Below are 16203 nucleotides of genomic sequence, written 5' to 3'. Positions count from 1 at the left end.
TATTAATGGTTTTTTGTATGCAAAAATAATACCAATTAATACTTTTTTATTGAGGAAATGAGGAGATATGAGGCCATAGGCACTAGGGGTGCAAGTTTGAGTTAGAGGAATGAGGTGCGAGCCAAAGCCAGCGAGAGAAATGAGAGAATTAGAAAATGAGAAAATGAGAAAATTTGCTCATTAAGAAAGTTAAAGCAATAAAAAACCATCGCTGAGCGGGTAAATGTACAGCGGTGGTTTTTGTTTGATTATCTCTCTTTAGAAGACTCAAAATAAAAAGAGTTTTTTCATTGAGATAAAATAGTTATTTGAGTGTTAGTCATTCTTAACAAAAAATAATCAAATTATTTACCTTCTACTAAGTTTTTTAGCTTTTCAAATTCTTCGTCGTTGAGACTTTGTTTATACAATTCATTCACTAACCAAAGTCCGCTTTTTTTAATCTTTTCATTAGGAGAATAACTGCCTAACCAATTTTCAGAAGGTTTTATTTCACCTGCTTTTGCAGCATTGGAAAGGGTAGAAATGATTCTGCTCTCCCAGAAAAGTCGGTCGTCTTTAGTTTTTACTTCAAATACTACAAAAGAGAGGTTTTGTTGTATATATTCACTTATTCGCTTTTCTAAAGCCTTTTCAAAATTTACATCCAGCAAGTGAGCATATTTTCGTTTACCTTCCCTTGAGGTAGTATCGTATTCCCATTTTTCAGCATAAGGGTGATGAAGATCATCTTTACGCAACAGACTACGCCCTATATTTTTTCTAAAAATGCTTCTATTCTTATTCTCTTTTACAAAATGTTGTTTTAAGCGAGAATAGAGTTGGTTGTCTCCTGTATGGGTACCTACTCTGATGATTCTATCACAATCATTAAATTTTTCACCTTTCTCAAAGATGATATAAATACCATTAGTAGGAATTTCATTCTTATTTGCTTCAAAAGGGAAAGTAAAACGCTTTTGTTCGTTAAATAACTGATGTAATTGTACTGCTAATGAGTTCATTTTAAGCTGTTTTATTCGTTAAAAATTGTAGTCGTTCACCTATTTTCATTCCTTTTAAGGGGAGTTCGAGATGTTTTAGGTGAGATTGGATAGGTGTGAGGTAGTTTTCTCCTGCCAAAACCACAAAAGTATCTTTTTCTAAATTTGCCACTTGTTTAAGTTGCTCCACTACTTTTTTACCCCATTCTGTTCTTTCCTTTTTACTCATCGTATTGAGAGTAAGGTTATATGGGGCGGTTACTCTATCAAGGGGGAGCAGATGATGTAGTGCCGATAATATGTAAATAGCATCGGGTTTTAGCTTTTTAGCATAAGCTAAACTTTTCTTAAACAGAGTACTTTTATAGATTTTTTCAGCCTCCATTTTACTGTCTTCCTTTTGAGAAGCACACGAAATAAGTACAATTGTTCTCATTTTACAATTCATTTTTTTCAGAGGCAAAAGTATAATCGCTCCAAAAAATATGAAAGTCCAATTTTGTACAATTGTGCACGAAATTTCTGTACAATTTTATACAGCTTGGTGTTTTTTGTGTATATTTGCACCCCTATTATAAATACTTGACGTGGAAAATGACAAATGATTTAGCTACTGATAACGCTTATAAACAACACATTAACCGCTTACAAAACGAAGTAAACCGCTCCTTTGGGAAAACGGTTACTTCTATAGCTGACTTTGAAGAATTATCGGAAAAAACGCGTCTATCTACCCAAACCTTGCGACGCTTCTTTGGAAAAATTGATAAGGATAAACAACTTAGCACTACAAGCTTAAACTTGCTATGTAACTACATTGGTTTTGCCGACTGGCAAAGCTTTTGCAACAACACAACTCCTGCTACCCCTACACAACTGCGCGAGGTTATCAACTCTTTCTACGACACTATTGCTTTCTCGGACGCGAGTTTTTTCGATGCTAAACTGCGTGATACTCACGAGGCTTACGCTCCTATCATTTTGAACGATTTGCCTTATGCCTTTTCGTTTTTGGAGCGCTATAAAAACACCCCAAAAATCACTCAATCGCTTTATCCTTGGTTCCCATACTACGACTATATGGCACAAGCGAGCTATGTACACCTCATTGAAACCTATCTCGCTACTCAACCTTTGGAACACTTGAGAGTATGCCAGAATTCTTTTCTTGCTTATGGCGTGTTTTGCAGTACAAAATGGGGGGAAGGTGGAGCAGGTCTTGTAGAAAAATATACTAAAGAAGCTGATAAGTACATCGAATCGGTATGGCGAGATTATCCTGATAGTTTCTTTCATTACCCTGAAACGCGCTATACCATAGCCAAAGTAGTATTGGCTTACTTGAACAACAACGAACAAGAAGCGATTCGTGTGGCTGAAGCTGCCTTACATCGCAACCTACGCGCCAAACCCTTACACGTGTTTGATGAGGAATTTAACACTCCTGATATCCTCATTTCTAAACTGTGTAATGCTCTTATATGGATGGGGAAAGTGGATTTTGCAATAGAGATTTATAGTACTTTTAGCGAAGAACTTTTTCTAACGAAAGATTCTGTAGAAAATATGTCGCAGCGTTTTGTATATGAGCGCGACACTCAATTTGCTGCCCAAACGGTGGATATGTTGCGTTTGTTTGACCCTTCTATTCCTGAGCTTGTTTCTAAACGTCAGCCACATTGGAAAACGAGGGTATATGAAGAAATTCAGCAACTTCTCATCGATTTGAAGCGCTGTAAAAAAGGAGAGTTGAGCAAGCGTTTGACCTTAAAAGAGCGATTGCGCACCCTTGCTAAGCAAACAAACTTCGGGGTTATAGAAAATTTGATACAACTATTCCAATAAAAAAATGAATCTATCTGAAGAATTCTGTTTGTAGGGGCGTTTGCAAAACGCCCCTATAATGTAACTAAAGATAATTGATTATCAAGGTAATCAACTTTGCCAAAGGTCGTAGCACGACGGGCGAGAAAAATGAGAGAATGAGAAAATGAGAGAATGAGGAAATGGGGTAAAAGCTAATAATGCCAATAATACTAACAAGGGACGGGGCGGACTTTTCAGACGGGAGGTTGGAGAATTCGGAAGGAAACGGAGAAGTTCGGAAGAGGAGAGGGAGGATTTTTTGTCACGTCCTAAAAAAGGTTGTCATAATTAATTATTATTTTATTAGTCAAATTTTCTTATTAAGCTACCTTTTGAAAGTACACCTGATCAGGAGTTTTTAAGTTCAATGCATAGTGAGGACGTTTTTGATTATATGTCTTTATAGCCGAGCATACCGCACTAAGAGCCTGTTGTTCAGTATTAAAAGTAACTCCTAAATTAAACTCTTGCTTGAGAATTCCATTGATACGCTCCGCGTGAGCATTTTCATAACAGTGATTCTCCTGAGTCATACTAATTTGAATGTGCTCTTTTTGCAATAACAATATATACTCTTTGCTACAATATTGAACTCCTCTATCCGAATGATGTATTAAAGACTCTGACTTTTTCTTCCCTTTTAAAGCCTTCTTCAAAGCCTCTAAACACCCTTCAATAGATAGACTATAGACTATTACTTAAACAATATCCCACTATCCTTCTTGAATATAAATCAGTTATAAGCGATAAATACCTAAAACCTTCTAAGGTGCGAATATAAGTTATATCACTTACCCATACTTGATTTTTAGCACTCACTTCTACATCTTTAACAAGATTTGTCCACTTTCTAAAAGAATGATTAGAATAGGTCGTACGGGTATAACTCCTCTTCCTTTGAATAAGTAAATCATTATTATTCAATATCATAAAAAACTTATCTCTCCCTATTTTTGCTACCTGATGTATCTTATCTGATAACATATAATAAAGCTTCTTTCCTCCTATCTTGGGCAGTTCTCGACGTATTTCCTGTACCATCTCAATAATTATACTCTCTCTGAGTGCTACCTCCTTAAACAATTTAACTGCTTTATAATGAGCTTGTCTGCTAATACCAAAACACTTGCAAAGAGCGCTTATCTTTTCTGTTTTGGAAAGTACTTCAATAACTCTTGTTCTAACTTTTTTTTTATTTCATCGCCCATTCCTGTTTCCTGACCAAGAATTTGAAAAATAAGTCTTATAAACTTTATTCTCTAAAGTCGTTTCAGCAAAAGCCTCTTTAAGGGCTTTTAACTCCTTTTTAAGAGCTTGAAGCTCCCTGATTTCATCAATTGTTTCCACGCGTACTATTTTATTTAATAAGTGATTTTTACCATACTTTTTGAGCCATTTTTGAATCGTTGTACTTCCTCCAATGCCGTACTTGCGTCGGCAGTTTGCAATACTCAATCCGTTTTTCTCTATCTCTTCTACGATACTCAACTTAAACTGTACCGAACTGTTTCTTTCCTCCCTTTTGTCATATCTTTTTATGGTTTTTAGTGTAAACCTATTTCAGAATATGACAGACAATCTTCACTTTCTCATTCCCTCATTCTCTCATCTTCTAATTTGCTAATTAAAAAACAATTCGCGGTATTTCGTCAGTGTCCAAAGTTCGTCGTCTACCATAAGTTCTAACTTATCGCAATGGTAGCGTATTACCTCAAAAAAAGGTTTTACTTGCGTGCAATAAGCATCAGCTTTGGCTTCAAAGTCTGGAAGGTGATTAGCGTGCTTGCGCGCCTCTACCATTGCCTCTACCTGACTGTGGATCACCTTGATATGCTCGGAAATATGGCGTATGAGCTCTAATTGCTCGGCAGCTACTTCTTGATAGCTATCGCCGAATATTTCTTTTAAGCCTTTTACGTTCTCAATAAGGGTATTTTGATAACGCACGGCAGTAGGTACCACGTGATTGCGAGCAATATCGCCTAATACACGCGATTCTATCTGCACGGTTTTTACATATTCTTCTAAGCCAATTTCATAACGCGCTAAAAGTTCTACTTTGCTGAGGACTCCTGTACTTTCAAACAAAACCACAGCCTTCTCACTGATGTTTTCTTTCAGCGCTTCAGGAGTAGTTTTATGGTTTGACAGTCCACGACGGGCAGCCTCTTCCTCCCATTCTTTGCTATAACCGTCGCCTTCAAAGCGTATTTTCTTACTTTCCTTAATGTAGCGACGCAATACTTTAAAGATAGCATCTTCTTTCTTCTTGCCCCCTTCTATAAGCGCATCAACTGCTTTCTTGAAGTCGGTGAGCTGTTGAGCTACAATGGTGCTCAGTACCATTGTAGGCTTGCCACAGTTGGCTTTAGAGCCCACCGCGCGAAACTCAAACTTGTTGCCCGTAAAGGCGAAAGGCGAGGTACGGTTGCGGTCGGTAGTGTCGAGGAAGAGGTCGGGTATTTTGCCTACTACATTCAGTTTGAGTTCCGTTTTTTCCTCAGGAGATAGGTTATCTGATGATACTTCTAAGGCATCCAACACTTGGGTAAGCTGTTCGCCTATAAACACCGATACTATGGCAGGCGGTGCTTCGTTGGCACCTAATCGGTAATCGTTAGTCGCCGATGCTACTGAGGCTCTTAACAAAGGCTCATATTCACATACTGCCTTGATAGTGCAGATGAAGAAAGTGAGGAATTGCAGGTTCTTGATAGGTGTTTTGCTTGGCGCTAAGAGGTTTACGCCCGTATCGGTAACAAGCGACCAGTTGTTATGCTTGCCCGACCCATTCACCCCTGCAAAGGGCTTTTCGTGGAATAGGATTACAAAGCTATGACGTTCGGCTACCTTGCGCATCACGTCCATCAGCAGGGAGTTTTGATCGACAGCAAGGTTAGCTTCTTCAAAAATAGGCGCCAACTCAAACTGGTTAGGAGCGACCTCATTATGGCGCGTTTTGACGGGGATACCGAGCAATAGGCACTCTTGTTCCAAATCACGCATAAAAGCCAACACACGGCTTGGAATTGCCCCTAAATAATGGTCGTCCAGCTGTTGTCCTTTCGCCGCTTGATGTCCTAAAAGCGTTCTGCCGGTAATCATCAAATCGGGGCGGGTATTGGCAAGGGCTTTATCAATGAGGAAGTACTCTTGTTCACAGCCTAAGGTAGTGGTGACTTTGCTCACATTTTTGTCGAAATAGCGTGCAACCTCGGTAGCTGCTTGGTCGATAGCGCTAAGAGCTTTGAGCAGTGGCGTTTTGTTGTCCAACGCCTCGCCAGTATAGGCGATGAAGATTGTAGGGATACAAAGCACAGTGCCGTAGACAAAAGGCGGTGAAGAAGGATCCCAAGCGGTGTAGCCACGTGCCTCAAAAGTATTGCGAATTCCGCCATTGGGGAAGCTGGAAGCATCAGATTCTTGTTGTACAAGCTGTCCGCCCCCGAAGCGTTCGATAGCGCGGTCGCGACTAACGGGCTCAAAGAAAGCGTCGTGTTTTTCGGCAGTGCCCCCTGTAAGAGGTTGAAACCAGTGGGTGTAATGGGTAGCGCCTTTGGAGATTGCCCAATCGCGCATAGCGGTCGCCACTTGGTCGGCTACACGGCGGTCTATTTTAGTGCCATTGTGAATGGCGTTCATTACAGCGGCAAAGGCATCGCGGGTCATCAGTTGGCGCATAGCCTCTTCGTTGAATACATTTTGGGCAAACAGTTCGGAGCGTTTGCCATTTTCGGGTACCGCTACCGGTTTGCGGTTTTGTGCGGTAGTAAGAGCGGTGAATCTTAGCATAGGTAACAGGTAATAATTATGTGCTGAAGGGATACCTCAGTTTATTTTAAATTGCTATTATTATTTTCTTTCTATAATATTTTTTAGAAATGTATTTACAAATTTGTCACTTGAAAAACAAAGTCTGTCAAATTCCATTTTAATACTTTCTTTTGATAAATTTGAAATATTGTTTTTAGACAAAAAATCTCTATAACTACATAAATTCTCTGTCAACTTAGATAAAGATAGATTATCTATAACTTTTATATTATTATTTATATTTGCTGTAGGTTCTTTCTGATTATTATATTGTAATGAAACTCCATAAACATTGGAAATAGATACATATTTATCTTTAAACCACTGTATAGATTGCATCAGTTGCCCCATTTCCTCTTTTGAAATTATATTTTGAGTCTTTTTTTGAGATTTAGCCTCCATAATTAAAGCCGTTTCATTGTCTAATATCCATAAATTATCACAACCTTTACCATATTCTTTCTCAGGTCTAGAAGATTCAAAACCTAAAAAATCACCTAATTCTTTCAGTCCTCTCTCAAATTCATCTGCAGGATTTGACTCATTATAAACTAACTTTGGAAGTATTTCATTTAAAGTAGCTATAGCATCGTTAATTGTTGAGAATTTTTGAATAAAAGTCAAGGCTTTTTCAAATTGATTTCCTACTTTGAGCTGTTTTTTGCTATATCCTCTTGCTAGAAAAGGTTCAAACATATGACGTGAATAATCATTAGATTTTATAATCAAGTCATTAGATTTGTTTTTATCTATTCCATAAGTAATATAAGCAGATAGTGTTAAATAAATAGCTCTTTCTTCATCTGTTATATTTTTATTATTGAGTATGTTATCTACTAAACAAATAGCTTCTTCATATTTGCCTTTATTAAATAGCTCTATAGCATCACGTTCTATTTCTTTTATTTCTAAACTATCCTTTTTATTTTGTATAGGATTATCTGGCTTTTTGCTCATCTGTTTCTGATAAAATGTTAGCCAGTTAGCATTTTGTGATAAAACCTCATCTGTTATCTCACAGATAGTCTTCACTATGTTTTCTTTTTTTACATCAGCTGAGAGTGAATCTATTCCTATTTCAATTTCTTTTTTTGTATGGTTATTTAGATACTTGAAATTATCTTTTTCTCTTAAAAATTTAAGTATATTTCTTCCTAATAAATATACTACTCCAAAATCATTCCCAGAACGGACTATTCTACCCATTCCTTGTTCTATAGTTTGAGCTGTTAAATTTGAATTTAAAGTGTAGTTAATAGTTTCATAGTATCGCTCTTTTATAAATTTATATTTAGGCACATTGTGTATAATTAAGATATTACAAGCTTTACCTCCTAAATCAATACCTTCATATCTATTTACAACAACTACAAAATTTTTCTTAGTATTCTTCACTCTTTCAAGTTCTTCTTCAATATTTTCCTTAAGGACTTTAGCCCCCAATTGTTCCCATAAATTAGACTCTCTAAAACTTGGTACTAATACCAAAATATTTTGTTCTTTAGAAAGATGATATTGTATAATCTCTTTCATATCTTTGCTATTATCAAAGTCTTTGCAATATCTTTCGGGAGACAAAACTAATCTTTGTCCGTAATCATTTATGTTTTTGGGTTCAATAGGATTTATAATTGAATCAACTGAGAAATTCAAATCAAACAATAACGAATCATTATTTTCAAAAGTAGCCGATAGAGCATATATATGTTTTGCATCTTTGTATGTCCTAATACTATCCACAAAACATTTTAAAGGAGTAATTTCTATAGCAGAAGAATTAAAATACAATTCATATTGCTCATAATTACTGAAAAACCAATCTTCTTTGAAAAGCAATATATTCTGATTTTTTGCATAAGGTTTTAAAAGATTGATTACCTCTGTTTTTTTATCTAACCAAGACCAGAATGGTAATTTCATATAGCTATTAGGATTCTGGTCTATAAGACTAAATGTTCCTTCTGCTTGTCTCTTAAATTCATCTGAAAATAGCTGTATCAATTGTTTATATAAATCAATATTTGATGGTATTTTTACCGTAAAAGCATCTTTAACCTTTTCCACACATTTATGAGCATCATCTATTACAATAGAATTAACTATTATCTTATCTCTCTCAAAAATATTTTTACTGTTAAATAATCTTTGAATAGTTGTAATTAGAATGGCCTTATTGTTCAGAAAATCTTCTGGGAATTCATTAGAGTTACTTTCTTCAACAACACAAGTAGGAATGTCATATTTTTTAGATTGTTGATATGCTTGATCTACTAATTGATTATCAGGGCAAAGAAATATTACTTTTTCTTTTGTTTCTAACATCTTAGAATAAAGTATAAGAAGCCCTACAAGAGTCTTTCCTGCTCCTGTATTCATCTTTATTAATAGATATTTTTCTCCTTTCCTACTAATATAATTTTTTAAAACCTCTTTTTGTCCATTTCTTAAATTTTCTATTCCTTCCTCCTTTTTATTTAAAGAATAAAAAAGTTTATAGGGATCAGTAGGTAAAATAGATTCATTATTATTCTGTTCATTCAATTTTTTAAAGAAACTCATATTGTATTTTATATTCAAATTTATTAAAATGGCAGAAAAAGTAAGTAAATTTATTATATATTTTAGTTTTTAGGCAATTTTTGAGAGCGTTCAGCTATCATTTTCTCATCACGCGCTACTTTGCGCTCTAATTTCTTAATATCTTCGGCGGGAGGTAATTCTTCTGGTTTGATACCACGCTGTCCTAACATTTGTCGTACAGTTTGGTTATTTTGTACGTGCTCCTGTGTAATGGTAGGTTCGCCGTGCAAATCATTACTTTCCACATTGTAATTGGTCATTTCGGTAGCGAGGTTCTTAGCGGCAATCGTAAGTGTTGGTAAGAAATCTGCCAAAGGTCGGTTGGCTTTTATTCCTAACCGCAGCTTCATATCCTCAGTAGTATGTCCGCCAAAAAGAGCGGTATCGCCTTTGGAGCGGATACGCGCAAAGCCTTTATCATCAACGCCACGCTCATAAATATTCTGTGAGAGTTGCTTTTCGGCACTTCTGAGTTTATCGCGTGTTTCTAAACGAGAGAGTAAATTGAGCCGTTCTTCTATGAGTTCCGCCTTACGAGTTTGTACAGCAAAATAACTCTGAGCAAAAGCTACTTCCTCCTTTTTAGGGTCGCCATTCTGAGCAATGAGATAACAGGCGTAACGAGTAAGCATAAAATCCATAATTTCACGCTTGGAACCACTACCTAACTCGACCATTTTCGTGACCTCACGAAAATGGTCATCTACATTGATTTGTTGCGACTTACACGAAGCAACTGCTCGGTGTATCGCTACCGAAAAGTTCTCCCATCGGGCATAGCCCAATATGGTTTGTAACTCACGGGCAAACCACACTTCTATTTTCTCTTTGGCATCTTCACTTTCTATATAATGAGTAATGCCGTCAAACAGATTTTTGTACTGTAAAACACTGTTCTTATCCATAATGTTTTAGCGTTTTTAAGTTTCAAGGGGTAAACCTATCCGATAACTACTACAACGTAATTGTAATCGTTGATTTTTCTTTCGCTTTAAGGGTAACCGTTTTCACTGTTTTCAAACTGTTCTTAGTAATTTCAGTGCCCGAAAGATTTTTCTTCCCTGCATTGTCCTCAGTGTAATACACCACAAACTGATACACTTCTTGCTCATCAATCACATCTACACTCAGTACAAACGAGGCTATCCCCTCATCATCAGTCGCCGACCGCTTCGCGTGAAAAGTAGGGTGCGAGTCACTTTTGTGTTCCCACGCCCATTCATCGTAAGCATATACCTCCCAATTCTTTAAGGGCGTACCGTTGTTGTCTTTTACGTAGACGGTAACATCTACCTTACCTTCTAATCTCTTAATTTCCTCTTTACTACAAGAGAGTGCTCCAAAAGCAATAAGGAGCATTAAAATCGTTCTTTTCATTGTTCTATTATTTAGTTTTTAATTTTCACTCGTGAGTTCTTAGTTCTCAAATCGTTTTTCTTCCGCCTTCCGTGCTACGAATGTCTGTGTGGCTCACACTGCCTATATGGTTTACACTTCTTCATTTGCTAACTTACAAATTTGCTAATTTTTCACCTGTGCGACTGATACTGCTTGTCGTGCTACGACTTCTATTGCGACAAAAGTAATCATTTTCTTTTATATTGTCACCTTTTTTACAATTTATTTTGTATTTTTGCACTATCAAGACCATAAATATTACCCAAATGAAAAGATTTTTTTACATCACTTTAAGCGCTTTATGCCTTTTCACAAGTTGCCAAAAAGACAATAACAGCGAAGATAATGGCTCTCTTATCTCCAGCAACACCCCCTTTCCAATGATGGCGTGGATAGGACTCTCCCCTCAATCCTCTACTGAAGCCTATCAAGAGATGAAACAAGCAGGCTTAAATTACAATATGTACACCTATTATTCCACCCTCGCCCAAGTGAAAGAGGCTTTAAATAAGATGCAAAACCTACAAATGAAGAGTATTGTAAGTTGCTCAGAACTCTCTACCGATACCGAAGCAACCATCAAAGCTCTAAAAGACCACCCTGCTGTGGCGGGCTGGTTTATGGCAGACGAACCCTCAATGAAAGATTTAGATAAGATAGCTGCGAAGATGAAACGCTTTCAGCAAATCGATAAAAAAGGCATCTGCTATGTGAATTTCCTCTCAATAGACACTTCCGAAAAGCAATTAGGCGCCTCCTTTAATGCTTATCTTGAAAAAGCTACCCGCACCCTCCCTCTGCAAATGCTCTCTTCTACCTTCTACCCTATCGTACTGAACAAAGGAGCAAAAGAGAGAACCGTAAACGGATTGTGGTATAAAAACTTAGAAGTTTTCTCGGCAAAAGCCAAAGAATTACGCATTCCTCTATGGACGCTCGTGCTATCATCGTCCCACCCTCTCGGTGAAGGCGGATATCCAGAACCTACTCTTGCCGACCTCCGCTTGCAACTGTACACCAACTTAGCCTATGGTTCGCAACTGATGCAGTTCTTCACCTACACCACCCCCCCTAATAACCTAACTTACAAAGCGCCTATTGCGCCCGATGGCTCTAAAAATGCTACCTATTACCGATTAGCGCAAGCCAATGCCGAAGTACAGAAACTTTCCGGCGTGTTCGTAGGAGCAAAGATGCTCAACGTATGGCATACCGGCAAAAGCATTCCCGCAGGTACAAAAAGATTGGTATTGCCCCAAAACTTTGAAGTCCTCAAAACAGGCGATATAGGGGCAACTGTTTCGCTTTTGCAGAATGGGTCACGCTACTATTTGATGATTGTAAACCACAGTCCTCTCAAAACGTTGCCCTTAGAGATAAAAGCCACTGCCGAAGTACAAGAAGTAACCAAAGAAGCCCGCTTGCTCCCCGTCAATTGGACAACCTCTAAAACGTATACCTTAGAAGCAGGAGATATGCGCCTTTTCTCGTGGACAAAATAAAAGACTTTCTATCTTATAAACTTCCCGCATCTTACCTCCACCTTTCCGTCGCCACATTCCCCCTTTTGAAGGTAGCCAGCGACAGCTGGATATGTGCCCCGCGAGAGCGGAGTATGTGAATAGGGGGATGTTTCTATTACACTTTTCCCTTATTGCCTATGACCTAAGACCTCACACTTCCCCATTTACTAATTTTCTAATTTGCTAATTCCCTAATTATCCCTTCCCTTTTCCGTCACACTCCCCCCTAGTGCCTATGGCCTAAGTCCTAGTGCCTCTTCCTCTTTCTTTCGCCTCGAAACCTCGTTTTTACCATTTTTTGCGTTATTGTATTATACTATTAATCAATTTTTTACACACTCTTTCTATACCAATCGTCCAAGATTCGTATAAGCTTCCTATAAGCTCTCTATAAGCTAACCCCACCCTCCTTACACCTTTTTTTCATCAAAAATCCTCCCTCCCCTCTTCCGAACTTCTCCGTTTTCTTCCGAGCTCCTAAACCCTCCAAATTTGCTAATTCAACAGCCTGTGTGGCTCACACTGCCTGTGCGGCTCGCACCTTTGGCAAAGTATAGTGATAACAAATATCCCTCCTATCACATACTCTACTTTTGCGGGGCATAGACCCAGCTGTTGCGAACTGGCTCCAAAAGAGAATGTAGTGAGGGAGTGAGGAGGTTATATCTGATTGACAAATTTGCTCATTTGGTAATTGTTTCTTACCTTTGCACTTTGAAATATAAAGTACTGATGACAGATAATCAATTTAAGAAATATAACCTCATTGTGGGGTGGGCTGTTTTTGCCGTAGCTCTTATCACTTATGGGCTTACGGTAGAACCTACGGTTAGCTTTTGGGATTGTGGCGAGTATATTGCTACCTCAGCGAAATTGCAAGTGGGTCACCCTCCTGGAGCGCCTTTATTCCAAATGATGGGTGCTTTTATAGCTGCTTTTGCTCCCAACTCGGATAAGATTGCGCTGTTTGTGAATTATATGTCGGTTTTATCGAGTGCTTTTACGGTTCTTTTCTTGTACTTCATCATCGTAAATTTGACCAAGAAAATCGCTTTAAAGAGAACCGATTCTGTTGAAGAAAAAACGCCTGCTACGCTTACCCAAGGACAGTTTATCGCTGTTTTGGGGAGTGGGGTTGTAGGGGCTCTTGCCTATACTTTCTCGGATAGTTTTTGGTTTAACGCGGTGGAAGCAGAAGTGTATGCAATGGCAATGCTATTTATGTCGGCTATGTTTTGGCTGGGCATTAAGTGGACGGACAGTTTGCACGAACCACGTGGCGACCGCTGGTTATTACTGATTTCGTTAGTAGTGGGGCTTTCGTTTGGGGTGCACTTTATGGCGTTACTGACCATTCCTGCCATTGGTATGCTTTATTTCTTCAAGAGTAACTACAAGAAAACGGTAGTGAACTTCATCATTGCTAATGTAGTTTCTATCGCTATTTTGCTGTTGATATTTAAACTGATATTACCTTACACCTTGGCGTACTTTGGTTATTTGGAAGTGTTTTTTGTGAATAGCTTCGGTATGCCATTCAACTCTGGGACTATTATCGCGGGACTCTCGGTTATTGCGTTCTTCTATTTTACGCTGAACTACGCTTATAAGCAAAACAAAGTGCGCTTGCAAACGGGCGTTTTATGCTTGTTGTTTGTGTTTATAGGATTTTCGTCTTGGCTAATGATACCTATTCGCGCGAATGCTGATACGGTTATCAATGAGAACAGTCCGACTGATGCGCGTTTGCTATTAGCTTATTACAACCTTGAACAATACCCCGAAACGCATTTGTTCTACGGTCCTATGTATTCGGATAAATACGCTGGATTAGACGAAGAGAACCCGTATGAAGATGCGAAGCCAAAATACGAGCGCGATTATGCCTTAGGCAAATACATCATCGTGAATCAGTACAAAAACGCTCAGATGGCGTCGAATAGCAAACAAGAGGGTGTTTTGCCGAGAATGTGGAGTGCGCAACACGCGGCAAATTATATGAAACTCACAGGACTACTTACGTTTAGAATAAAAGAAGAAGCGTATAACGAGCCGAAGCTCTATCAGTTCTTACAAGAAGTGCAAAGGCAAATGCAAATACAACCGCTTCCGCCTGAGCGTTACGACCAATTCCTTACCGAATATCGGGACTATATAGAAGTAGAGAAGCCAAGTTTTTGGAAGAATATGCACTACTTGTTCGAGTATCAGTTTGGGTATATGTACTTCCGCTATTTTGCTTGGAACTTCATAGGTAGGCAAGACGATGTACAAGGCAAGATGGAGAATGACCACGGCAACTGGCTATCGGGCATTAAGCCTATTGATAGTTTCCGCCTTGGGTCGCAAGACAACCTTCCTGCCGACGTGCTGAACAATAAAGCTCGTAACACTTACTATTTCCTGCCTTTGCTCTTAGGACTCTTAGGGTTATTTTTTATGGCGACGAAGAGCGAACGCCAAACGTGGGTAGTGATGATGCTTTTCCTCTTTACGGGTTTGGCAATGAAAATATACCTCAACGAACGACCGTTTGAACCGCGAGAGCGAGATTACGCGTTAGTAGGTTCGTTCTACGCTTTTGCTATATGGATAGGAGTGGGTGTATACGCGTTATTCCACGCACTTAAGAAGGTGCTTTCGCCACGAATAGGGGCGCCTTTGGCAGTGGTAGCGAGTTTGCTTGCTGTACCTGTGCTGATGGCAAGTGAGAATTGGGACGACCACAACCGCTCGCAAAAGTATTCGGCAGAGTTTATTGCGGACGCTTATTTGAGCTCGGTAGCTAAAGATAAAGACGCTATGATATTCACCATTGGCGATAACGATACGTTCTTACTGTGGTATGCCCAAGAAATAGAAGGCTATCGCACCGATGTGCGGATAATTAATACCAGCTTGTTGCAAACGGATTGGTATATCGACCAAATGAAGCGCCAAGCGTACCAAAGTAGTCCTATCCCAGGTGAAATGGTGCACAAACAATATGCTCACGGGGTACGTGAAGGGGTGTATTTCCAAAAACGCACCGAAAACCGCTGGAACATTAAAGACTTTGTGAAATGGGTAACCAGCGATGACCCCAATACACAGCTCAGTAGCAGTAGTAGTGAAAGTAGAACCTTTAACTACTACCCTACGAACAAAATACGGATTCCTGTAAATAAAGAAAACGTACTAAAGAGCGGTATTGTAAGACCCGAAGATGCTGATAAAATAGTAGATTATATAGATATCACGCTCCCTAGTGCCATCGATAAAGCACGTATTGTGATGCTAGATATTTTGGCTTATAACGATTGGAAACGCCCGATATACTTCTCCGGAGGTAGTATGGACTCTGCTGAGTATATCTGGATGAAGGAGTACTTACAATTAGATGGACTGGTGTACAAACTTGTGCCTATTAAAACAGAAATCGATAAGAAGCACCCCTTTGATATGGGTCGTATAGACAGTAATTTGATGTACGACATCATAAAGAAATGGGATTGGGGCAATATGGGTAAAGCAGGTATTTACTTAGACCCCGAAACGCGTAAGAACAGTATTATCTTCCGCGGTAATTTGGCACGTCTTACCGAAAAACTGATAGAAGAAGGCAAATTAAATAAAGCCAAAGATATCTTGGATATCGGAATGAAGCATATGCCTTTGGAGGCTTATGGCTATTACTTCACTCTCGATCCTTTTGTACAAGGTTATTTTAAGGTAGGTGAGAAAGAAACCGCTCGTAAATTAGCTTTGCAGATATTTGGGAAATATCAAGAAGAACTGAATTATTACGCACACTTATCGCCAGATGAGCGATATGCTAATACTGCCAGAATACAGTATACCATAGACCGCTATGGAGAATTATTATTGCTCATAGCGCCTTTGGATAAGGATTTTTACGAAAGACAAGTAGAGGTGCTCAGAGCGAAGGCAAGTCCGTTTATGAAATCGCAAGAGCTTGATGAGTATATGAAGATGCTAATCGATGAGGAGGTGGATACGCTTGTTCAGGCAGGAGCAGAGGAAGATAGTGGAAATTAGGT

The 16203-nt window shown here is 38.7% G+C and carries 12 protein-coding genes; 3 read left to right on the top strand and 9 right to left on the bottom strand.

Features of this window, described 5'->3' with window-relative positions; translation table 11 throughout:
- Positions 1 to 344: 344 nt before the first annotated feature.
- Together HMPREF1528_RS01665 and HMPREF1528_RS01660 are read right to left on the bottom strand one after the other, a co-directional pair.
- Positions 345 to 1004: a hypothetical protein gene (locus HMPREF1528_RS01665; protein WP_016478375.1), complete on the bottom strand. Its 660-nt coding sequence runs from the start codon at positions 1002 to 1004 to the stop codon at positions 345 to 347.
- Between the two features lies 1 nt (position 1005).
- Complete coding sequence (locus HMPREF1528_RS01660) at positions 1006 to 1419, bottom strand: DUF6884 domain-containing protein (protein WP_157464888.1); 414 nt, start codon at positions 1417 to 1419, stop codon at positions 1006 to 1008.
- A gap of 158 nt (positions 1420 to 1577) precedes the next feature.
- On the opposite strand from HMPREF1528_RS01660, the gene HMPREF1528_RS01655 reads away from it, so the two are divergent.
- A complete protein-coding gene (locus tag HMPREF1528_RS01655; protein WP_016478373.1) occupies positions 1578 to 2828 on the top strand; it encodes a hypothetical protein in 1251 nt (416 codons plus the stop codon).
- 341 nt (positions 2829 to 3169) lie between these two features.
- Here HMPREF1528_RS01655 and HMPREF1528_RS12840 read toward each other — a convergent pair whose 3' ends face one another.
- The 7 genes from HMPREF1528_RS12840 to HMPREF1528_RS01620 all read right to left on the bottom strand — a co-directional run bounded on the left by HMPREF1528_RS12840 (position 3170) and on the right by HMPREF1528_RS01620 (position 10619).
- Entirely contained in the window at positions 3170 to 3409 is a 240-nt protein-coding gene (locus HMPREF1528_RS12840) for an integrase core domain-containing protein (RefSeq protein ID WP_255348472.1), read from the bottom strand.
- Between the two features lie 124 nt (positions 3410 to 3533).
- A complete protein-coding gene (locus tag HMPREF1528_RS13170; protein WP_410492501.1) occupies positions 3534 to 3779 on the bottom strand; it encodes a DDE-type integrase/transposase/recombinase in 246 nt (81 codons plus the stop codon).
- 267 nt (positions 3780 to 4046) lie between these two features.
- The gene (locus tag HMPREF1528_RS11935; RefSeq protein ID WP_232211449.1) at positions 4047 to 4337 is read right to left on the bottom strand and encodes a hypothetical protein; all 291 of its coding nucleotides are present in this window, start codon (positions 4335 to 4337) and stop codon (positions 4047 to 4049) included.
- 132 nt (positions 4338 to 4469) lie between these two features.
- The gene (locus tag HMPREF1528_RS01635) at positions 4470 to 6641 is read right to left on the bottom strand and encodes a glutamine synthetase III (RefSeq protein WP_016478370.1); all 2172 of its coding nucleotides are present in this window, start codon (positions 6639 to 6641) and stop codon (positions 4470 to 4472) included.
- 60 nt (positions 6642 to 6701) lie between these two features.
- Positions 6702 to 9203, bottom strand: a complete 2502-nt coding sequence (locus tag HMPREF1528_RS01630) for a DEAD/DEAH box helicase family protein (protein WP_232211448.1) — start codon at positions 9201 to 9203, stop codon at positions 6702 to 6704.
- Between the two features lie 80 nt (positions 9204 to 9283).
- Positions 9284 to 10147: a DNA damage-inducible protein D gene (dinD, locus tag HMPREF1528_RS01625; RefSeq protein WP_016478368.1), complete on the bottom strand. Its 864-nt coding sequence runs from the start codon at positions 10145 to 10147 to the stop codon at positions 9284 to 9286.
- Between the two features lie 49 nt (positions 10148 to 10196).
- Positions 10197 to 10619 (bottom strand): hypothetical protein, encoded by a 423-nt coding sequence (locus HMPREF1528_RS01620; protein ID WP_016478367.1) that lies wholly within the window; start codon positions 10617 to 10619, stop codon positions 10197 to 10199.
- 287 nt (positions 10620 to 10906) lie between these two features.
- On the opposite strand from HMPREF1528_RS01620, the gene HMPREF1528_RS01615 reads away from it, so the two are divergent.
- A complete protein-coding gene (locus HMPREF1528_RS01615; RefSeq protein WP_016478365.1) occupies positions 10907 to 12142 on the top strand; it encodes a hypothetical protein in 1236 nt (411 codons plus the stop codon).
- 753 nt (positions 12143 to 12895) lie between these two features.
- Positions 12896 to 16201, top strand: coding sequence for a DUF2723 domain-containing protein (locus tag HMPREF1528_RS01610; protein WP_016478364.1), 3306 nt, complete (start codon positions 12896 to 12898; stop codon positions 16199 to 16201).
- Positions 16202 to 16203: the final 2 nt, after the last annotated feature.

This window comes from Capnocytophaga sp. oral taxon 336 str. F0502 (genome assembly GCF_000411575.1).
GTDB lineage: Bacteria > Bacteroidota > Bacteroidia > Flavobacteriales > Flavobacteriaceae > Capnocytophaga > Capnocytophaga ochracea.
This window is presented reverse-complemented; position numbering and strand designations above follow the sequence as displayed.